This is a genomic window from Thiobacillus sp. (assembly GCF_018780105.1).
Taxonomy (GTDB): domain Bacteria; phylum Pseudomonadota; class Gammaproteobacteria; order Burkholderiales; family Thiobacillaceae; genus Thiobacillus.
The window spans coordinates 1-19,035 of record NZ_JADMKC010000044.1; the positions used below are offsets into that span (position 1 = coordinate 1).

Genomic DNA, 19,035 nt, shown 5'->3' on the forward strand with positions numbered 1-19,035 from the left:
ATTTCCGGGGTTTCGGGGATGAGCGGGGTCGCCTTTTCTTTGGTTACTTTCTTTTGGCGAAACCAAAAGAAAGTGACTAGCCGCCGGGCTACCCCCGGCCAACGGTCAGCAGCCAACCAACAGCAACCTCACCCCCCGCTCCAGCCTCATGGATAATCCCAGCTAAACACAGCCAGGCCACTCCACCCCACACCCCCGCCTCATGCCAAGCCCCCTAAATATCGCCGAAGCCCTCTCCCCCGCCCGCTCGGCGGTGGTCGAAGCCTGCGCCGGCAGCGGCAAGACCTGGCTGCTGGTCTCGCGCATGATCCGCCTGCTGCTGGCGGGCGCGCCGCCGTCTGAGCTGCTGGCGATCACGTTTACGCGCAAGGCGGCGCAGGAAATGACCGACCGCCTGCATGAATGGCTGCGCTTGCTGGCGCTGGCGGACGACGCGACGGTGCGCGATTTTTTGCGTCAGCGCGCCGTGCCGGACGACGAGATCGAGGTGCTGTTGCCGCGCGCGCGCGGGCTGCTGGAAACGGTATTGACGGCACAGCCAGGGCCGACGGTGACGACTTTTCACGGCTGGTTTCTCGATCTGCTGAAGCGTGCGCCGATGGAGTTTGGCGTGCCGTGGGGAGCGCCGCTGCTGGAACGTCCCAGCCAGCTCGAAAGCGAGGTGCGCGACCGGCTGCTGACGCAGTGCGCGGCGGCGCCCGAATCGCCCAATGGCGTGGCTTTGCTGGCACTGCTGGACGCCATCGGCGAACACAATCTGCAGGCTTTGCTGCGGCATTTTTTGCAGGCGCGGGCGGAATGGTGGGCGTATACCGCGGGCCAGCCCGACCCGGTGGCGTATGCGCTGGATCAGCTGCGCCCGGGCTTGCATGCCGATCTGGAAAGCGATCCGGTGGCGGCATTCTGGGCCGATGAGGCGATGGCGGCGCGGGTCAAACGGGTGGGCTTTGCGCTGGAAAAAGGCGGCAAGAGCGAGCGCGATCGCGCGCCGGAAATCCAGCGCAGTCTGGCACTCGACCCCGACACCGCGCACGCCGCGCTGATGAAGTATTTGATGACCGATGGCAAGCGGCGCAAGAAGCAGGCGACGAAGGAACTGGAAAAGGCGCTCGGCGCTGAACTCGACACCTATCTGCGCGATCTCGACACACTGGAAACCGCGCTCGAAACCATCGCCGCGATCCAGACCGATATCCGCATCTGGAACCTCAACCGCCACGGCCTGCTGCTCGGCCACGCGCTGCTCGCGGCGTATCAGGACGCCAAGTTGCAACAGGGCGTGATCGATTTTGCCGATGCCGAATGGCAGGCCTGCCGCTTGCTGCAAAGCGAGGAACACGCGCCGGGGCTGGCGCTGAAGCTCGATGCGCGCTATCGGCATTTATTGCTCGACGAATTTCAGGACACCAATCCGCTGCAGTGGCAGGCACTGTCGACCTGGCTCACGGCGGCGCGCGAGGCCGACAGCGACATGACGGTGTTCATGGTGGGCGACCCCAAGCAGGCGATCTACCGTTTCCGCCGCGGCGAGGCGCGCGTGTTCACCGCCGCGGCGGAGTTTCTGCACAGCCATTTTGGCGCGCCGCTGTTCAGCACCACCATGACGCGACGGCTGTCGCCGGCGGTGGTGCAGGCGCTCAATCCGGTGTTCGCTGATGTCGGTGGCTTTGCGCCGCACAGCCACGCACCCGAAAACGAATCCCGCCCCGGCGCGCTGCGCTGCCTGCCGATCCGCGTAGAAAAGACCGAAGCCCCGACGACACATACCTTGCGCAACCCGCTCACCACGCCGCTCGAAGAAGCCGCCGACCGCGCGGTGCATGTCGAGGCCGCCCGCTTTGCCGCCGTGCTGCGCGACGACATCCTCGGGCGCTGGGGCGTGACGGACAAACAGGGCACGCGCCCCGCCCGCCCCGGCGACGTGATGGCGCTGGTAAAAAAGCGTACCCATCTGGCGCTGTACGAACGCGAACTGAACAAGGCTGGCATTCCCTTCATCACCTCGCGGCGCGGCGGCCTGCTGCACGCGCTGGAAGCACAGGATCTGATCGCGCTGCTGGAAACCCTGCTGCTGCCGCACGCCGAGCTGAAACTGGCGCATGCGCTGAAGAGCCCGCTGTTTGGCTGCAGCGACGACGACCTGCTGCGCATATTTTCTGTCCAACCCGGCGCTGTGCAGGCCAGCGCTGTGCCGGCCGGTCACGAATCGCGTGGCTGGGCACGCCTGGCGGCGCTGTCCGCACAGGCCGATTGCCCGCCCGCCCTCGCGCGCGCGGCGCAACTGCTCGACGGCTGGCGCGCACAACTAGGCGCGCTGCCGGTACACGACCTGCTCGACCGCATCTACTACGAGGGCGACCTGGAAGCGCGCTACGCCGCCGCGGCCCCCGCGGCGATGCGCCCGCAGATTGCCGCCAACCTGCGCGCCTTCATGCAGCTGGCGCTGACGCAAGGCGCCGGGCGCTACCCGACGCTGGCCGGTTTCATCCGCGAACTGGCCTCACTGATCGATGACAGCGACGCCGCGCCTGGCGAGGGGCTGGCGGCGGACGGCGCCAACGCGGTGCGGCTGCTCACCATTCACGGCTCCAAGGGGCTGGAAGCGCCGATCGTCTGGCTGCTCGGCGGCAGCGACCATGCGCGCGGCGACAGCTACGCGGTGCTGGCGCCGTGGCCGCCCACGGCGGCGCAGCCCGAACACTTTTCCCTGTTCGGCAAACTGGACGAGCGCGGCGCTTGGCGCGAACGCTGGTTTAGCGACGAAGCCGAACTGGCGCAGCGCGAATCCGACAACCTGCTGTATGTGGCGCTCACCCGCGCCGAGCAGGGCCTGATCGTCAGCGGCGATGCAGCGAAAAACGCCTGGCTGCAGCGCGTCGAGGCGGCGTGGCAAGACATGGCGCTGCCGCCCGACCTGCCGCCTGCAGCCGCGTCAGCGCCGCCGCCGCAGCCCGCTTCGCTGCCGCGCATGCACGCCCCCGCCGTCGGTCAGCGGCTGGCGCCGGCCGCCGCCAACCCTGTCGCCGCCAGCGGCGAACTGTTTCACGCCTGCCTCGAAGTGCTTGCGCCGCCCGGCGTGTCGTTGGGGCCAGCGCCGCCCGGCGTCACCGGCCTCAACGGCACGCCGCGCGATCTGCCCGCGCTGGCGCAACGTCTCAAGCTTGCGACAGCGCTTGCCGAGATCGAAAGCGCAGCCCGCGCGCTGCTCGCAAAGCCCCATCTGGCGCGGTTTTTCGACCCGGCGCAGTATCGCCGCGCGCACAACGAGTTGACGCTGCTGGATGCCGGCGGACGCACGCAAAGGCTTGATCGCGTGGTGGAATTCGACGATGCGGTGTGGCTGATCGACTACAAGACCGGCGCGGACGACTGTAGCGCCAGTGAAACACTGCTGATCGAGCGGCATCGCCCGCAACTGGCGGCCTATCAAATGCTGCTTACCGCGCTTTATCCCGAGCGTCCCATTCACGCCGCGCTACTGCTGGCCGATGGCCGGCTGGTGCCCCTGCCTCCGGAGCCCTCCCTGTGATCGACAAGCCCTATTCCGAATCCTGCGAACAGAATCGCGAACCCATCCTGGCGGTGCTGCGCGTCGCCTTTGCCGACCGTCATCGGGTCCTTGAAATCGGCAGCGGCACCGGCCAGCACGCTGTTTATTTCGCGGCCGAACTGCCGCATCTGGTCTGGCAAACCGCCGATGTGCGGGCGCATCACCCCGGCATTCACGCCTGGCTGAATGAGGCCGCGCTGCCCAACGTGCTGCCGCCGCTGGAACTCGACGTCAACCAGCGCCCGTGGCCCAGCGGCAGCTACGACGCGGTGTTTTCGGCCAACACCCTGCACATCATGGGCTGGCCCGAAGTGGAACGGTTTTTCGCGGGCGTGGGCGCGCTGCTGGAGCCGGGCGGCGTGCAGGTGGTGTACGGGCCGTTCAACTATAACGGCCAGTTCACCTCGGAGAGCAACGCGCGCTTCGACGTCTGGCTGAAAGCGCGCGATCCCGCGTCCGGGGTGCGCGACTTCGAGGCGGTGGATGCCCTGGCGCGTGCGCAGGGTCTGGTCCTGCAGCACGACATCGCCATGCCGGCGAACAACCGCAGTCTGGTGTGGCAGCGCCCGCTTTAGCGGCCTGTCAACGTCATTTCGTACCTGCGACCCAATTTCATCTTTTTCTTATGAAGGGCTTTGCTATAACGAAACCATTCTGAAGCCGGGGGCAATCATGCGTATCGCAGAACTGATTCAACGCTGGAAAGCAGACGAGCCCTCGCATACGTCAGTGTGCACTTACTCTATCAATCTACCGCTGCGCGACGCGGCCCGTATCGAAGCCCTGCATCTGATGTACCCCGATCGCAGCGAGTCGCAACTGATGGCCGACCTGATCCGCGCCGCGCTCGACGAACTGGAAGTCGCCATGCCCTACGTGCCCGGCAAACGCATCATCGCCGAGGACGACTACGGCGACCCGATCTACGAGGACCTCGGCCCGACGCCACAGTTTTATTCGCTGTCGCACGAAATCCTGCGCAAGCTCACCCACTCGCAATCGGTCAAATAGCTGTCGGATTTATTTACATCCGCAGCTTTTTTCGGCGTGCGGACTAAATGCAAGCTCCTGTATTCAATCAACAAATCCAAGCTGGTACGCTTGTTGCTGAATAGTCCTTAACAAAAAACCACTATAAGCGGACGAACATGTACCTTGGACCTGCCATTCTCTTTGCCCTGTTTGCCAGCCTGTTTTACGTGCCTGGCTTCCTCGATATGCCGCTCGGCGTGCTGACTGCACGCCAGTTCATTTCGCAACTGCTGTTTTCGCTGTTCGGCTTGATTGCGCTGGCCTCGCTCGCGCGCTCCATCGAACTCGATCCGGTATGGCCGTGGCGTCCCGAATTCCGCAAGGCGATGAATGCCCTGCTGGGACGTACCTGACCGGTCAGCGGTTTGCCGGGGCGGGCTGCAACGCTGATTTGACGTAGCGCGACATAAAATAGCGGCTTTCTTTCCCGCCCAGCCGCCATGCCTGTCAATCTCTCCGCCCCCGATCCCGCTTCCCTGCTGCCCGTTGCCGGGGTGCGCCTCGGCATTGCGTCTGCCGGCATCAAGAAGCCCGGTCGCCGCGACATCACCCTGATCGAGCTTGCAGCGGGCGCGCGCGTCGCCGGCGTGTTCACCCAGAACCGCTTTTGCGCCGCGCCGGTCACGCTGTGCCGCCAGCATCTGGCCCAGACCGCGCAGGGTATCCGCGCCCTCGTCATCAACACCGGCAACGCCAACGCCGGCACCGGCGAAGAAGGCCTGCGCCGCGCACAACAAACCTGCGAAGCGGTCGCCGCGATCATGCAATGCGCGCCCGAGCAGGTGCTGCCGTTTTCCACCGGGGTGATCCTCGAACCGCTGCCGATCGACAAGATCCTGCCCGCATTGCCCGCCGCGCAGGCCGACCTTGCCGCCGGGCAATGGAGCGAAGCCGCGCACGCCATCATGACCACCGACATCGTCGCCAAGGGCGCATCGCGGCAGGCGCAGGTCGGCGGCAAAACCATTACCGTCACCGGCATCGCCAAAGGCTCCGGCATGATCCACCCCAACATGGCGACCATGCTCGGCTATGTGGCGACCGATGCCGCGATCGCCCCCGGCCTGATGCAGCAACTGGTGAAGGAAGTGGCCGACGTGTCGTTCAACTGCGTGACGGTGGACGGCGATACCTCGACCAACGACAGCTTCATCCTGATTGCCACCGGCCAGGCCGGCAACGCTGAAATCGCCGACGCCGCCGGCGCCGATTACGCCGCGCTGAAAGCCGCCCTCAACGCCGTTTCGATCGAGCTCGCGCAGGCGATGGCGCGCGACGGCGAAGGCGCCACCAAGTTCATGACCATCACGGTAGAAGGCGGACGCGACCACGCCGAATGCAAGCAGATCGCCTACGCCATCGCGCGCTCGCCGCTGGTGAAAACCGCCTTCTTCGCCAGCGACCCCAACCTCGGCCGCATCCTCGCCGCCATCGGCTATGCCGGCGTCGGCGACCTCGACGTCAACACCCTGCAGCTCTATCTGGGCGACGTGCTGGTGGCGGAGAAAGGCGGCCGCGCAGCCAGCTACACCGAAGATCAGGGTGCGGCCGTAATGAAGGCAGCGGAAATCACGGTACGCGTGGTGCTCAAACGCGGCACCGTGAACGCCACGGTGTGGACCTGCGATTTCTCCTACGATTACGTGAAGATCAACGCGGAATACCGTTCCTAGTTGCATGGCAGAGGGGTCACCGGCCCTCCGCCATCCAGATACTGAATCCATCATGACGCTGCAACTCACCCCCGACCAGGTTGCTTTCCTGCAAGGCCCGATGTCGATGAATATCGGCGCGATGGGGCGTGATGGCTGGCCTTGCGTGTGCCGCGCGCACGGTTGCGTGGTGGCGCGCGACCGGCGTTCGCTGACGGTGTGGCTGTCGGCGCAGCGTGGGAAAAACATACTGGACGCGCTGGATGCGGGCAGTGCCGTCACGCTGGTGGTCAGCCGGCCGGCCACCCACGCCACGCTGCAGTTGAAGGCCGGGTCGGCGACGCGGGTGGCGGTGAGCGCGGCGCACAAGCTGGCGAGCGCCCGCTGCGTGGCGGCGTTCGGCGCAGAACTGGACGCATTGAACTACGGCACGCAAATGTCGGCCCTGGTGAATGCGGCCTTGCCGGCCGACCATCTGGTGGGGCTGCGTCTGACGCCCGAGGTGGTATTCGACCAGACGCCGGGGCCGCAGTCCGGCAAGGTGCTGGCCGGAACCCTGCGGACACGCACATGAACATCCCGCTCGAATCGCTGCGCCCCTGCCTCGATGGCGCCATGCCGGCGGTGGTGGCTACATCTGCGCCGGACGGCACACCGAACGTCGCCTACGTGTCACAGGTACACTTTGTCGACGCCCGGCACGTCGCGCTGTCGTTCCAGTTTTTCAGCAAGACGCGCGAGAACGTGCTGGCGCACCCCTATGCCGAGGTGCAGGTGATCGAGCCGGGCAGCTTCCGCCACTTCCGGCTGCGCGTGCAGTACCTGCGCACCGAAACGGCGGGGCCGCTGTTCGAATACATGCGCGCACAGCTCGCCGGCATCGCGGCGAAGACGGGCATGGACAAGGTGTTCGTGTTGCGTGGTGCGGATGTCTACCGCGTGCTCGATATCGAAAACGTCGACCCGCAGTTGCCGCCCGCGCCGCCGCTGCCGGATGCCTTGCTGGCGCTGCGCCGCGCGTTCGACCATCTGGGCGCGTGCGACGATCTGGCGCTGCTGGCCGACCGTGCGCTGGCCGCGCTCACGCATGGTTTTGGCATCCGCCATGCCTTGCTGGCGATGCTCGACGCCAAGCTCGATGCCACGCCCGGCGCGCCCGGCAGCGCGCTTTACACCCTGGCCAGCCAGGGCTACCCGGTGTCGGGCGTGGGCGCGGAAGTGGCGCTCGGCGAAGGCCTGATCGGTGTGGCCGCGCAGGAAAAAATCCCGGTGCGCATCAACCACCGCACGCCCGACTACACCTATCACGCCGCGCTGCGGGTTGCCGATCCGGTGTTGCCGCGCATTCCGCTGCCGGTGCTGGCCAACCCGCACAGCCAGATTGCCGTGCCGCTGGTTCATGGCGACCGCCTGCTGGGCGTGCTCTATGCCGAAAGCGAGCAAGACGCCTTTTTCAGCCACACCGACGAGGACGCACTGGTCGTCTACGGCCGCCATCTGGCCGCGCTGATCGACCGCATCGCCGCACTGCCCGATGACGAGGCCGCGCCAGGCGCGCTCCCCGCCGCAACGCAATCCGGTGCGCCGCTGGCGGTGCGCTATTTCGCGCACGACCACAGCGTGTTCATCGACAACGACTACCTGATCAAGGGCGTGGCGGGCAGCATTCTGTGGGCGCTGCTGAACGAGCACGCCGCGCATGGCCGCCACGAATTTTCCAACCGCGAGCTGCGGCGCGACCCGCGCCTGCCGCTGCCGGATTTTGCCGACAACCTGGAAACGCGGCTGATCCTGCTGCAGCGGCGGCTGGCCGAGCGCTGTCCGGACATTGCGCTCGAAAAGACCGGGCGCGGGCGGTTCCGGCTCAATCTCGCCCGGCCGCTGGCGCTGGGCGCGGCCTGATCCGGCACGCGGCGAAAACCCCTGCCATCGACCGGCTGAGCGATGCGCTCAGGACAGATGTCCCATTTTCCCGCTCTGATAATCGGTCATCGCCTGGCGGATTTCTGCGGCAGTGTTCATCACGAACGGGCCGCTGCCGACGATGGGTTCATGGATCGGCTCGCCGCATAACAGCAAAACCGTGGCCTCGTCGGCGCGCTCGATGCGCAGCCGCGTTCCGGCACGTTCGAACAAGCCGACCTCGGCCGCCCTGAGCGGGGTGTCTGAACCGCTCACCTGCAGTTCGCCCTTGAGCACCAGCAGCGCAACGGTGTGGCCCTCGGGCAACGCGAACTCGATCGGCTGCGCACTGGCCAGCCGCAGGTCCCACAGCTGGATCGGCGTGAACGTATGCGCGGGGCCTTTGACCCCGGCATACTCGCCAGCGATGACGCGTACGCTGCCCTGCCCGTTTGGCATGGCCACCCGCGGAATCTCGCTGCTCAATATGCCCTGGTAGCGCGGCGGCGACATTTTGTCTTTGGCCGGCAGGTTGACCCACAACTGGATCATCTCGAAGCGGCCGCCCTTCTGTGCGAAATCGCGGCCGTGGAATTCCTCGTGCACCACGCCGGAAGCAGCCGTCATCCACTGCACGTCGCCCGGGCCGATGCGACCCCCGCCGCCCGACGAATCGCGATGCTCGACCTCGCCGTCGTACACGATGGTGACGGTCTCGAAGCCGCGGTGCGGATGCTCGCCAACGCCGAGGCGTTCGTGGGTCGGCGGAAACTCGGCCGGCCCGGCGTAATCGAGCAGCAGGAACGGGCTGAGCGCCGCGCCCATGTCCGGATAGGCGAACAGGGTCTGCACCGGGAAGCCGTCGCCGACCCAGTGGCCGCCGTTGCTGCGCAGGATGCGGCTGAGCGGTTTGCCGGAAGAAAGATTACGGGATGTCGTCATGAGAACTCCTGGGCGGGGATCAAGCCTGCGGGTGATGTTGTGCCCGCTCGATGCGGCGGTCGGGGATCAGCCACATCAACGCGACCGCAACGTAAAGCGCCTGGGCGAGCCACGGCCAGATCAGCGACACGCCGATTCCGGCCAGGTACGCCAGCAGGGACATCTTGCCTTTCCAATCGTTCCCCACCGCCTGTTTCAGCGCGGTCTGATCGCCCTCGGCCGCGATGATGCAACGCTGCAAAATCAGGTAGGCCATTGCGGCCATCAGCAGCACCGCGCCATACAGCATGGTGGGCAGGGGGGCGAAATGGTTTTCGCCCATCCAGCCCGTGGCAAACGGAAACAGCGACAGCCAGAACAGCAGATGCAGGTTCGCCCACAGGATCGCGCCGGACACGCGGTGCACGGTGTGCAGCATGTGGTGGTGGTTGTTCCAGTAAATGCCCACGTAGACGAAGCTCAGGATGTAACTGAGGAAAACCGGCGAGAGCGCGCGCAGTGCGTCCAGCGTCGGATCGTGCGGCACCTTCATCTCCAGCACCATGATGGTGATGATGATGGCCAGCACGCCATCGCTGAAGGCCTCGAGTCGGGTTTTCGGCATGTCGGGCTGCACGTGTTGATTCGGCCGGATGAAGTTTGAAGTGGAATTGAATACGGTCTTGCCCGAACCGGTTGAAACAGTGCGGGAGGCCGGATCAATCACCCTTAAAACGGCATGTTATTGAGATGGCTTAACGTACCAACCCACGCGGAATAACGCAATAAATGCGGTGCACGCTCAAACTTCATCAGGCCATCTCAATGCTGCGCCGCCACCGACGGCAAATTCTTCGGCGTCAGATCCAGATACGGCGTCATCACCAGACCGCCCGGCGGCACGTAGGCCGGCGCCGGGTCGCCCTTGGGGCCAAGGTTTTTGACGTAGCGGAAAATCGCGCGCAGGTCGGCATCGGTCATCGCCTGCAGGCTGGGCGACGGCATCGGCGGGCGCATCGGCTGGCGCGCGCGGATGAGCCACTGCTGCTCGGTCATGCTGCCGACCAGCAGCCGCAGGTTGCTCGGATAGGTGGTGCCCCACGGCCCCTGCCAGCCCATGGCGTCGCCGGTCAGCCATTCGGATTCCGCCACCTTGCCGTCTTTCTGCATGAAGCCCGGCGTGTGGCAGTCATTGCAACCGGAAGTGGCGATCAGGTAACGGCCATGGCGGATCTCGGCGTCGCCCTTGGGGGCGGCGACGGCGCTGGCAACGACGAGGCTGGCGAGCAGTGCTGCGGCGCTCGGAATAAAGGCTTGCATGTTTTCTCCTGGCAAAAATGAACGCGCTGCGTTCGGGTGACTGCATCGTAGCCAGCCCCGACAGGGCGAGTTGATAAGTCTTTGCTAGGAAAATCCTAATATTTTCTTAAGGCGGACGAAGCGGGCGTCTGGCGTTTTGCCATGCCCGATTCAACAGCGCTTGTCCGCGTGTCGCGCCTGCCCATCCGCCGTGCATCCAAAACCACGCAACTTGCGCCCGAGCTGCCATGCCAGCCAGCCACGCTGCAGCCATTTGCCAGTGCGTCGCGTGCGAAACACGGCAAGCAGAAGCGCGCCGCCCAGCATCAAGGCGGGATGGCGTCTGACACATTGAAATGCAGCCACGCCGCGGTCCGCCAGCGCCAGGCGTGCCCGCCATGGCTCGATGTCCTGCGCCAGGCTGGCGCGCTGGGCCGCAGCGAGCGCCACCAGTTGCTGGCGGCGTTCGGCTAGCCGGGCCCGTTTTCCATTCATGATTTGGGGCCGAGTGCCTGCCGGTCTTTGGACAGCTCCGCCAGACTCGCAGCAAACAAGCGCGGCTTGGTTCTGATCCGATGCATGGCATACCCCCCCAGCCCGATGCCGGCCGCCAGAAAGAATCCCGTCAAGCCAGCCAACGCCAGAAGCCGGTGCGTCTCCCAGAAGAAGATCGCAATCAAAACCGCCAGCAGCACGATGCCAAGTCCAAAGCACCCCAGCGCAACCAGCACCAGAATCAGGAAGGTGGTCAGCTGCTCCCGCTCTTCAGAGATGTCCGTGGACAGCAACTCAAGACGGGTATGGACAATGCCGACCAGACTCACTGACAGTTTTCTCAGGGATTCGAGCAAGCCCCCGGATGCAGCATGCGGTTCCTCGGACATGTCGTGACTCAGCGCCGCGCGATCAACAGACCTACCAGCAGGCCAACGGCTGTGCCGACGCCAATCGCCTGCCACGGATGCACGTGGACATATTCGTCCGTCGCCTTGGCTGCGGCACGGGTCTTGTCCAACAACGCTGTTTGCGCTGCGCTCAGTTTCTCTTTTGCAACGCCAAGCGAGGCTTCAGCCTTGGCGCGCACGGCGGCCAGCGCATCGCCACCATGACCCGCCGTCGCCTTCAACAAGGCTTCCGCATCGGCGACCACCACATTCAAATCGGCGATCAGTTGTTCTTTGGTGACTTCTTCAGATACGTGTGCCATGGTTTTCTCCATTGATTAATGCCTCTTTCATAGTAGGTATTTCCGACCTGTTCGCAACAACTCTGCCTAGAAAACGGGGAGAACCCGGTATCTCAGCAGGTGTATGAAATGCGTACAGGCTTGCTAGCCGCGCCGGCCTTGTATGACCTGCACCAGGATCATCACGACCGCGATGACCAGGAGAATGTGAATGAATCCACCCATGGTGTAGGCAGAGACGAAGCCAAGCAGCCAAAGGATGATCAGGACAATTGCAATAGTTCCGAGCATGTTCAACCCCCCCAAGTAAGTGCCGGGTCAAACCGGGGCCCGGTCATATCCACGATCTCAACCCCGGCCGCAGCCGGGACGACGATTCAATCAGCGCTCCCGGAAAAGCAGGCCGATTGATTATTGACCCTTGACCCGCATGTCGTTTTTCACGGATGTCACGCCGCTGACACCGCGCGCCAACTCGACCGCTTTATTGATATCGGCCTGGGAGCTGACGAAGCCACTCAGTTGAACCACGCCCTTGAAGGTTTCGACATTGATCTCGGCCGATTTCAGCGTGGACTCGTTGAAGATCGCTGTCTTCACCTTGGTGGTGATGACGCTGTCATCGATGTACTCGCCGGTGCCTTCCTTTTGCGGCGTGGATGAACAGCCGACGGCGGACACCAAGGTAACAGCCAGCAAGGCTGCAGAAAGATATTTGTTCACTTGATTCATGATCGACTCCCGAAATGTATTTGAAAGGGTTTCCTGATTCCCATACCTGTCGATAGCCCGATTGGAAGGTTTATCAAGCCCTGATTGCAATTTAGACGCGCGCTCCATTTCGGTCTGTACGATGACGCACATAGCGCAATGGAGAATTCATTGCCCGTTCAGTTGCTGCGGAGACGGGCTGCGCACAGCCCAGGAGGGCTGCAGAAATACGAGGGTGGTCAGTCCTTGTTGCGTTCTTCAAAGTCCTTGATTTGCTGCTCGACTTCATCCTTCGTGAGGCCATAGGCCTCCTGGATTTTTCCCGCCAGCTCTTCACGCTTGCCCGCAATCACATCGAGGTGATCGTCAGTGAGCTTGCCCCACTGGGTTTTGACCTGGCCGCTGTACTGCTTCCAATTGCCTGCAACGATATCCCAATTCATATCAAACTCCTTTGTACGTAACCCGACCGACAGGATTGCCGATCGCGCATTCCCCGCCCCGGCCAGGCCTTCTCCCCGCGTTGCTTTCAGACAGCGAAGAATGGGCTCATGCAAGGGAAACCAGAATGCATGTGCGAGGCTGCGCGTAAAAGAAGCCAAGGTCTGTACGGTGTCGCACATGGGAGGCTGTGGCGCCCATGATGGGTCATCGGCTTGCACTGGATTCGGCTGGCGCCACGGACGATTCCGGAATACCCGCTCAGTGCCATTCGCGCTCACGCATTCCCCTTATGTTCGATAGCGCACTGAATGGCGCATGGCATGCGCCTATTCTTCAATACGTACCGGACGCTGGCATCCAGCGCAGCGCCGGATAGTGCGGGCAGACAAACTGACCCCTCACTCACATTTCCAAGGAGAGCACCATGTTGGGAACCATCCTGTTGATCGTTCTAATTCTGATGTTGGTCGGCGCCATTCCGACCTGGCCGCACAGTAAAGGCTGGGGCTACGGGCCCAGCGGCGGTTTGGGTTTGATCGTGATCATTATCATCGTGCTGCTGTTGCTGGGACACTTGTGACGGGCCGCCCTGTTCCGAAGCCCTGCTGACAGGTTTATGCGTGCGCTTCGTGCTGGAAAGTGGATGTTTCCATCGGCTCTGAAATCGACCTATCGTATGCCGCATCGGTGGCAGGGGTGGGCCATGTGTCTGTTCGCGCTCGGCCTGTCCGCTTGCAGCAGCCTGCCGACCATCGTCCCCGATCTGGCCCCAAGCCCCAGCCCTGCGGTGCAATTGGAGGGCGGACGCGGCACGCTATCCGCCGCACAAAGCCAGGCGGTCCTTGATCGCCTCGCACGCCGCGGTCCGGATACCGACATCTTCACCCACCATCTGGCACGGGAAGAGGCCATCGTCGGCAGCCCGCTGACCACCGGCAACCAGGTGGTGTTGCTGCAGGATGGCCCGGCCACCTACCAGGCCATGTATGCGGCCATTCTGGCGGCGCAGGACCACATCAACATGGAGACCTACATCCTGGACGACGACGAGGTTGGCCAGCGTTTTGCACAGGCATTGATCGCCAAACAACAGCAAGGCGTACAGGTCCATCTGATCCGTGACAGCGTGGGCACCCTCGACACCCCGGCGGCTTTCTTCAAACAACTGACCGACAGCGGCATCCAGGTGCTTGAGTTCAATCCCATCAATCCGCTGCTGTCACGCAAGGAATGGTCGCTGAATCAGCGCGATCACCGCAAGCTGTTGATTGTCGACGGCCGCACCGCGTTTCTCGGCGGCATCAACATCAGCAGCGTCTACTCCGGCGGCTCGTTCAGGGCGGGTTCACGGGCCAGGCCCGGCAGTGGTTCCGACCACGGTCCGGCCTGGCGCGACACCGACCTGCAACTGCAGGGGCCCGTCGTGGCCGAATTGCAGAAACTGTTCCTCTCCACCTGGGAAACGCAGAAGGGCGCGCCCCTGCCCGAGAAGAACTACTTTCCACCGCCCGAGCGTGCCGGTCGGGAAGTGGTGCGCGCGATCGGCAGTTCGCCCGACGAGCCCTACAGCCTGATTTACGCTACCCTGCTCTCGGCCATCGCCAGCGCCGAGACCAGTGTGCATCTGACCAACGCCTATTTCGTTCCCGATCCGCAATTGCTCGACGCACTCGAAGCCGCCGCCCGACGCGGCGTCGACGTGACGCTGATTCTGCCCAGCCAGACCGACTCCTGGCTGGTATTCCACGCCGGGCGCAACTACTACGACCGGCTGCTGCAAGCGGGCGTCAAAATCCACGAGCGACGCGGCGTGATCCTGCATTCCAAAACGGCATTGATCGACGGCGTCTGGGCCACGGTCGGTTCGACCAACCTCGATTGGCGCAGCTTTCTGCACAACTACGAATTGAACGCGGTGGTACTGGGAACTGAATTCGGCAAACAGGTGCAGACGATGTTCGCCCGGGACCTGGCGGCGTCCGATGCAATTACGCTCGAGCAGTGGCGGCAGCGCCCGCTCAATCTGCGCCTGAAAGAATGGTTCGCGCGTGTCTGGGAGTATTGGCTGTGAACTTCGACCTTTACCGCAAGGAATTCGTGATTGTCGTCACGGTGCTTTTCGGCCTCGCCCTTTACTGGATGCTGGCGCCCTTCTGGGGCGCGCTGGCCTGGGGTATCTGCCTTGCCTTCCTGTTGGCGCCGATGCAGCGCTGGCTGACATGCCAGCTGAATGGACGTGCCGGTGTGGCGGCAGGAATCATCACCGTACTGGTGCCTGTCGTGCTTGCGGGGCCGCTGGTGAGCCTGGGCATGGCATTCGCGGACCAGTTCACGAATCTGGTTACACGCCTGCAACAGCAGCAGCTGCGCTCCGACGGCAGCCTGCTGATGCAACTGGAACGGCACCCCTTGATCGGCAAGCTGGCCGAGTGGTTGCGGCTGAATCTCGTCGCCACAACCGAACAGCTTCATGGCTGGCTGGAGAGTGGATCGCAGATGCTGCTGAAGTCGCTTGCGGCCAGCGGGGGCGACTTCGTTCTCAGCGCTCTGGGCACGGTGATCAACTTCTTCATCATGCTGTTCCTGCTGTTCTTTCTGCTGCGCGATGGGCGCGACCTGCTCGGCCGCGTGGTACGCCTGGTGCCGATGGAACCCGCTCGCCGGACCGAATTGCTCAAGCTGATAGGCGACACGACACGCGCTGTGGTCTACGGCGAGGGCTTGACCGCGCTCGCCCAAGGCACGCTGGTGGGCATCGGATTTGCCATCGCGGGCCTGCCCTCCGCTGTCGTGTTCGGGGTGCTGGCGGCGTTTCTGGCGCTGCTGCCCGTGGGCGGCGCAGCGCTGGTATGGGCGCCGGCGGTCGTTTTTTTGGTCGCCACGTCGCAATGGGGCTGGGCGCTCTTCATGCTGATCTGGGGCATGGCGGTATCGGTCTCCGATAACCTGATGCGACCGTTTCTGATTTCGCGACAGGCGCCGGTGTCGGTGCTCGCTGTTTTCATCGGCGTCATCGGCGGCATCTCGGCTTTTGGCGTGATAGGCGTCATCATCGGGCCGGTACTGCTGACCGTCCTCGCCACGCTGCTGCGCTTCCTTGACGAGACGCTGTCGCGCGAGCGCTGACACCAACAGGAAAAGCCGTGATCAGATTGGCTTCCGTACCCAGCGGTGATTCTGGCAGCGGCCTTCAGATCATGGCGAAACGTTCAGGCTGCAGGAAACTTATGCTGTGACGACACGGGAAATTGCAATGGCTGCTTCAACCACGCGCCACCCAGCACGCCCGCTGATGGTGGGTGGCATCGTCTTTCTGGTCGCGGCCGCTCTGTCGGGATTACTCGTCTTGAAATTGGAGCAGCATTCCCTTCAAGACGAGCGGGTGCGTGTTGCCCGTCTGGCTGCCGACCATGCCGATCTGATCGAATACACCATCGCGCACGCGCTTTCAGCGACCCAATCCCTCGCGACCCTGGTGCGTCAGGGCAATGGCAGCATTGCCAACTTTGACGTTATCGCCCACACGATGTTGCCGTATTACCCGGGTGCATCGGAGCTGGCGCTGGCGCCCGGTGGCGTGATCCGGAACGTCGCACCGATGCCTGGAAACAAAATGGCCATCGGCCTCAACCTGTTGACTGTCTCGACACAGCGCAAGGAGTCTTTGCTTGCGCGGGACAGTGGCAAGCTCACCCTGGCTGGACCGCTTGAGTTGGCGCAAGGCGGAACAGGTGTGATCGGGCGCTTGCCGGTGTTTCTCAAAGACCGTGGAGGGCATCCTTTTTTCTGGGGCTTCACCCTTGTCGTGATGCGCTTGCCCGGCGGGCTGGATATGGCGCATCTGTCGCATCTGGACGAACAGGGATTGGCTTATGCGCTCTGGCGCATCCAGCCGGACACCGGACAAAAACAGCTGATCGCCCGTTCCTCGCCAGCTACCCTGATTGAACCCGTGGAACGGACGCTGCGCGTGCCCAACGCAACCTGGACACTGAGCGTCGCGCCGGTCAAGGGCTGGGGCCATCCGTTCGGGCCATCACTCAAAGTGGCACTGGGGCTTCTTTTTAGCTTGATGCTGGGCTATCTGGCAAAGCTCTTTGTCACATTGAAGATGCACAAGCAGCTACTCGAAACGCGCGTCGCCCATCGCACCGCCGAGATACTGGTGGCCCAACGCAAACTGCAAGCCACGCTCGACGCGATTCCCGATCTGGTCTGGCTGAAGGATGCGGACGGCGCCTATCTGAGCTGCAATCCAATGTTCGAACGTTTTTTCGGCGCCCGCGAGGCCGAAATCGTCGGCAAAACAGATTACGACTTTGTCGAAAGGGCGCAGGCGGACTTATTCCGCGCGCACGACCGCATGGCCATGGCGGCCGGCAAACCCAGCATCAACGAGGAATGGATCACCTTCGCTGACGATGGCAGCCGGAAACGGGTTGAAACGATCAAGACACCCATGGTCGATGAAGAAGGCAAACCCATCGGCGTACTGGGCATCGCCCGTGACATCACCGCGCGCGTGCAGGCGGAACACGCGCTTCAGGTATCCCGGCAACGGGCGCAGCAATACCTGAACATCGTCGGTGTGATGCTGATTGCAGTGGATGCAGCAGGCCGGATACAACTCATCAACCGCAAGGGCTGTGAGATATTGGGCGCGTCCGAGGCGGACATTCTCGGCAAGAACTGGTTTGAGCACTTTCTGCCGGAACGCATACGAGATGAGGTCAGGGAAATGTTCAGCCAGCCACTGAATGGCAGCGTCGCGCCCATCGAGTACATGGAAAATTCGATATTGACCCTCAGCGGCGATGAGCGTGTCATGGCATGGCACAACACGCTCTTGCTGGATGACGCCGGCGGGGTTACCGGCATGCTCGCGTCGGGAGAGGACATCACCGAACGCAAGCACTATATCGCCGAGCTGGAGCATAAGGCGCTGTACGACAGCCTGACCGATCTCCCTAACCGCAACCTGTTTACGGACCGATTGACGTTGGCGCTCGCCGTCGCCAGACGTGAAACCAGGCCGCTGGCCATCATCCTGCTGGACATCGCCCGCCTCAAAGAAGTCAATGACATCCTCGGGCATCACAATGGCGATATCGTGATAAAGGAAGTCGCCCGGCGCATCACGATGGCGCTACGCGAAACGGACACGGTGGCCCGCTTGAGCGGAGATGAGTTCGCCATCCTGCTGCCCGGTGACGACAAGACGGCCGCCACCTTTGCCATTGAGAAAATTCAAAAAGCGATGGAATCACCGGCCTTGATTGATGGCAGCCCGCTCGATATCGAAGTCAATATGGGCGTCACCGTGTATCCGCAACACGGTGAAGATCCGGGTGTGCTGATATCACGTGCGGACATTGCCATGCGGATGGCGAAAACCGAAGTGAGCGGTTTTTGCATTTACGAATCAGGCAGTGACCCCTATACCCGACGGCGTCTGAGTTTGCTGGGTGAACTGCGTCAGGCCATTTCCCGGAATGAACTTGTGCTCTATTACCAACCCCAAATTGACATTGCATCCGGCAAAGTCATGGGGGTGGAGGCGCTGGTGCGCTGGCCCCGCACTGTGGACGACATGGTCTCGCCCATGGAATTTATTCCGATAGCCGAACAGTCCGGCCTGATTCGGCCGCTCACCTTGTGGGTGCTGGAACAGGCAGTGCGACAGTGTGGGCGCTGGCGTGCAGCCGGCTTCGACCTCAAGGTCTCCGCCAACCTTTCCGCACGCAACCTGCTGGATCCCACCTTGCCGGATGTGCTGGCGACAATGCTCGCGAACCTTCAGGTAACAGCGGATTGCCTCATGCTCGAAGTCACCGAATCGGCCGTGATGCTGCAACCCGAGCGCGCCCTTCATATCCTGACGCAGCTGCACGAAATGGGAACAAGCCTCTCAGTCGACGACTTCGGCACCGGCTACTCCTCGCTTGCCTATCTCAAAAAGCTGCCTGTGCGCGAACTCAAGATTGACCAGAGCTTTGTTTCCGGCATGGTGAGAAACGAGAATGATGCAATCATCGTGCGCTCAACCATCGACCTCGCCCACAACCTGGGACTCAAGGTTGTAGCCGAAGGCGTGGAAGACCAGGAAACCCTGCAATTGCTTGCAAGCCTGGGATGCGATACGGGCCAGGGATTCCTTTTTGCCCGCCCCATGCCGCCCGAGGATTTCTCACGATGGTTAAGCGAATCGCCTTGGGGATTTCCCATCGGGGTTCAAGAAGAACCCTGAAGATGAAACCACGCAGCTTTGCCGCCACTGAGTCCAGGCAAGCCTGAGAAGTGTTCATCCAGGCTTGAGAGACCCGGCCAGAAACCGTGTT

At 63.0% G+C, this 19,035-nt stretch carries 20 protein-coding genes; 11 read left to right on the forward strand and 9 right to left on the reverse strand.

Annotation, left to right across the window (positions count from 1 at the left end; genetic code table 11):
- The first annotated feature begins 202 nt into the window (after positions 1-202).
- From IV098_RS14710 to IV098_RS14740, 7 genes are all read left to right on the forward strand, one after another.
- Complete coding sequence (locus tag IV098_RS14710) at positions 203-3,529, forward strand: exodeoxyribonuclease V subunit beta (RefSeq protein WP_296890399.1); 3,327 nt, start codon at positions 203-205, stop codon at positions 3,527-3,529.
- Positions 3,526-4,125, forward strand: coding sequence for a DUF938 domain-containing protein (locus tag IV098_RS14715; RefSeq protein ID WP_296890401.1), 600 nt, complete (start codon positions 3,526-3,528; stop codon positions 4,123-4,125). Before IV098_RS14710 ends, IV098_RS14715 begins: the two co-directional genes overlap by 4 nt.
- Positions 4,126-4,222: 97 nt before the next feature.
- The gene (locus IV098_RS14720) at positions 4,223-4,561 is read left to right on the forward strand and encodes a type 1 pili tip component (RefSeq protein WP_296890403.1); all 339 of its coding nucleotides are present in this window, start codon (positions 4,223-4,225) and stop codon (positions 4,559-4,561) included.
- 137 nt (positions 4,562-4,698) lie between these two features.
- Positions 4,699-4,935 (forward strand): hypothetical protein, encoded by a 237-nt coding sequence (locus tag IV098_RS14725; RefSeq protein WP_296890405.1) that lies wholly within the window; start codon positions 4,699-4,701, stop codon positions 4,933-4,935.
- Positions 4,936-5,022: 87 nt separating this feature from the next.
- Complete coding sequence (argJ, locus tag IV098_RS14730; protein ID WP_296890408.1) at positions 5,023-6,255, forward strand: bifunctional glutamate N-acetyltransferase/amino-acid acetyltransferase ArgJ; 1,233 nt, start codon at positions 5,023-5,025, stop codon at positions 6,253-6,255.
- A 52-nt stretch (positions 6,256-6,307) separates the two neighbouring features.
- Entirely contained in the window at positions 6,308-6,808 is a 501-nt protein-coding gene (locus IV098_RS14735; RefSeq protein ID WP_296890410.1) for a hypothetical protein, read from the forward strand.
- A complete protein-coding gene (locus IV098_RS14740; protein WP_296890412.1) occupies positions 6,805-8,136 on the forward strand; it encodes a GAF domain-containing protein in 1,332 nt (443 codons plus the stop codon). The genes IV098_RS14735 and IV098_RS14740 overlap by 4 nt, the downstream gene beginning before the upstream one ends.
- A 48-nt stretch (positions 8,137-8,184) precedes the next feature.
- Here IV098_RS14740 and IV098_RS14745 read toward each other — a convergent pair whose 3' ends face one another.
- From IV098_RS14745 to IV098_RS14785, 9 genes are all read right to left on the reverse strand, one after another.
- Positions 8,185-9,078 (reverse strand): pirin family protein, encoded by an 894-nt coding sequence (locus tag IV098_RS14745; RefSeq protein WP_296890414.1) that lies wholly within the window; start codon positions 9,076-9,078, stop codon positions 8,185-8,187.
- A gap of 19 nt (positions 9,079-9,097) precedes the next feature.
- Positions 9,098-9,682, reverse strand: coding sequence for a TMEM175 family protein (locus IV098_RS14750; RefSeq protein ID WP_296890416.1), 585 nt, complete (start codon positions 9,680-9,682; stop codon positions 9,098-9,100).
- A gap of 197 nt (positions 9,683-9,879) precedes the next feature.
- Entirely contained in the window at positions 9,880-10,377 is a 498-nt protein-coding gene (locus IV098_RS14755; protein WP_296890418.1) for a c-type cytochrome, read from the reverse strand.
- A 150-nt stretch (positions 10,378-10,527) separates the two neighbouring features.
- A complete protein-coding gene (locus IV098_RS16360; RefSeq protein WP_367114190.1) occupies positions 10,528-10,851 on the reverse strand; it encodes a YqjK family protein in 324 nt (107 codons plus the stop codon).
- The gene (locus IV098_RS14765; protein WP_296890422.1) at positions 10,848-11,240 is read right to left on the reverse strand and encodes a phage holin family protein; all 393 of its coding nucleotides are present in this window, start codon (positions 11,238-11,240) and stop codon (positions 10,848-10,850) included. Before IV098_RS14765 ends, IV098_RS16360 begins: the two co-directional genes overlap by 4 nt.
- Positions 11,241-11,248: 8 nt before the next feature.
- Positions 11,249-11,575 carry a YqjD family protein gene (locus IV098_RS14770; RefSeq protein WP_296890424.1) on the reverse strand — a complete coding sequence of 109 codons (327 nt, stop codon included), beginning with the start codon at positions 11,573-11,575 and terminating at the stop codon, positions 11,249-11,251.
- A 111-nt stretch (positions 11,576-11,686) separates the two neighbouring features.
- Positions 11,687-11,833 (reverse strand): lmo0937 family membrane protein, encoded by a 147-nt coding sequence (locus tag IV098_RS14775; protein ID WP_296890426.1) that lies wholly within the window; start codon positions 11,831-11,833, stop codon positions 11,687-11,689.
- Between the two features lie 120 nt (positions 11,834-11,953).
- Positions 11,954-12,274 carry a BON domain-containing protein gene (locus IV098_RS14780; protein ID WP_296890486.1) on the reverse strand — a complete coding sequence of 107 codons (321 nt, stop codon included), beginning with the start codon at positions 12,272-12,274 and terminating at the stop codon, positions 11,954-11,956.
- A gap of 218 nt (positions 12,275-12,492) precedes the next feature.
- Positions 12,493-12,696 (reverse strand): CsbD family protein, encoded by a 204-nt coding sequence (locus IV098_RS14785; protein ID WP_296890487.1) that lies wholly within the window; start codon positions 12,694-12,696, stop codon positions 12,493-12,495.
- 425 nt (positions 12,697-13,121) lie between these two features.
- Here IV098_RS14785 and IV098_RS14790 point away from each other — a divergent pair, with 425 nt between their 5' ends.
- From IV098_RS14790 to IV098_RS14805, 4 genes are all read left to right on the forward strand, one after another.
- Positions 13,122-13,277: a DUF3309 family protein gene (locus tag IV098_RS14790; RefSeq protein WP_296890429.1), complete on the forward strand. Its 156-nt coding sequence runs from the start codon at positions 13,122-13,124 to the stop codon at positions 13,275-13,277.
- A gap of 123 nt (positions 13,278-13,400) precedes the next feature.
- Entirely contained in the window at positions 13,401-14,768 is a 1,368-nt protein-coding gene (gene cls / locus IV098_RS14795) for a cardiolipin synthase (RefSeq protein ID WP_296890431.1), read from the forward strand.
- The gene (locus IV098_RS14800; RefSeq protein WP_296890433.1) at positions 14,765-15,823 is read left to right on the forward strand and encodes an AI-2E family transporter; all 1,059 of its coding nucleotides are present in this window, start codon (positions 14,765-14,767) and stop codon (positions 15,821-15,823) included. The genes cls and IV098_RS14800 overlap by 4 nt, the downstream gene beginning before the upstream one ends.
- A gap of 127 nt (positions 15,824-15,950) precedes the next feature.
- On the forward strand, positions 15,951-18,944 hold the full coding sequence (locus tag IV098_RS14805) for an EAL domain-containing protein (RefSeq protein WP_296890435.1): 2,994 nt from the start codon (positions 15,951-15,953) through the stop codon (positions 18,942-18,944).
- Positions 18,945-19,035: the final 91 nt, after the last annotated feature.

Bases quoted from the DNA above. Each gene is read 5' to 3' on its own strand.
- IV098_RS14710 (WP_296890399.1), top strand. From the start codon at position 203: ATGCCAAGCCCCCTAAATATCGCCGAAGCCCTCTCCCCCGCCCGCTCG.
- IV098_RS14720 (WP_296890403.1), top strand. From the start codon at position 4,223: ATGCGTATCGCAGAACTGATTCAACGCTGGAAAGCAGACGAGCCCTCG.
- IV098_RS14725 (WP_296890405.1), top strand. From the start codon at position 4,699: ATGTACCTTGGACCTGCCATTCTCTTTGCCCTGTTTGCCAGCCTGTTT.
- argJ (WP_296890408.1), top strand. From the start codon at position 5,023: ATGCCTGTCAATCTCTCCGCCCCCGATCCCGCTTCCCTGCTGCCCGTT.
- IV098_RS14735 (WP_296890410.1), top strand. From the start codon at position 6,308: ATGACGCTGCAACTCACCCCCGACCAGGTTGCTTTCCTGCAAGGCCCG.
- IV098_RS14740 (WP_296890412.1), top strand. From the start codon at position 6,805: ATGAACATCCCGCTCGAATCGCTGCGCCCCTGCCTCGATGGCGCCATG.
- IV098_RS14745 (WP_296890414.1), bottom strand. From the start codon at position 9,078: ATGACGACATCCCGTAATCTTTCTTCCGGCAAACCGCTCAGCCGCATC.
- IV098_RS14750 (WP_296890416.1), bottom strand. From the start codon at position 9,682: ATGCCGAAAACCCGACTCGAGGCCTTCAGCGATGGCGTGCTGGCCATC.
- IV098_RS14755 (WP_296890418.1), bottom strand. From the start codon at position 10,377: ATGCAAGCCTTTATTCCGAGCGCCGCAGCACTGCTCGCCAGCCTCGTC.
- IV098_RS16360 (WP_367114190.1), bottom strand. From the start codon at position 10,851: ATGAATGGAAAACGGGCCCGGCTAGCCGAACGCCGCCAGCAACTGGTG.
- IV098_RS14765 (WP_296890422.1), bottom strand. From the start codon at position 11,240: ATGTCCGAGGAACCGCATGCTGCATCCGGGGGCTTGCTCGAATCCCTG.
- IV098_RS14770 (WP_296890424.1), bottom strand. From the start codon at position 11,575: ATGGAGAAAACCATGGCACACGTATCTGAAGAAGTCACCAAAGAACAA.
- IV098_RS14775 (WP_296890426.1), bottom strand. From the start codon at position 11,833: ATGCTCGGAACTATTGCAATTGTCCTGATCATCCTTTGGCTGCTTGGC.
- IV098_RS14780 (WP_296890486.1), bottom strand. From the start codon at position 12,274: ATGAATCAAGTGAACAAATATCTTTCTGCAGCCTTGCTGGCTGTTACC.
- IV098_RS14785 (WP_296890487.1), bottom strand. From the start codon at position 12,696: ATGAATTGGGATATCGTTGCAGGCAATTGGAAGCAGTACAGCGGCCAG.
- IV098_RS14790 (WP_296890429.1), top strand. From the start codon at position 13,122: ATGTTGGGAACCATCCTGTTGATCGTTCTAATTCTGATGTTGGTCGGC.
- cls (WP_296890431.1), top strand. From the start codon at position 13,401: ATGTGTCTGTTCGCGCTCGGCCTGTCCGCTTGCAGCAGCCTGCCGACC.
- IV098_RS14805 (WP_296890435.1), top strand. From the start codon at position 15,951: ATGGCTGCTTCAACCACGCGCCACCCAGCACGCCCGCTGATGGTGGGT.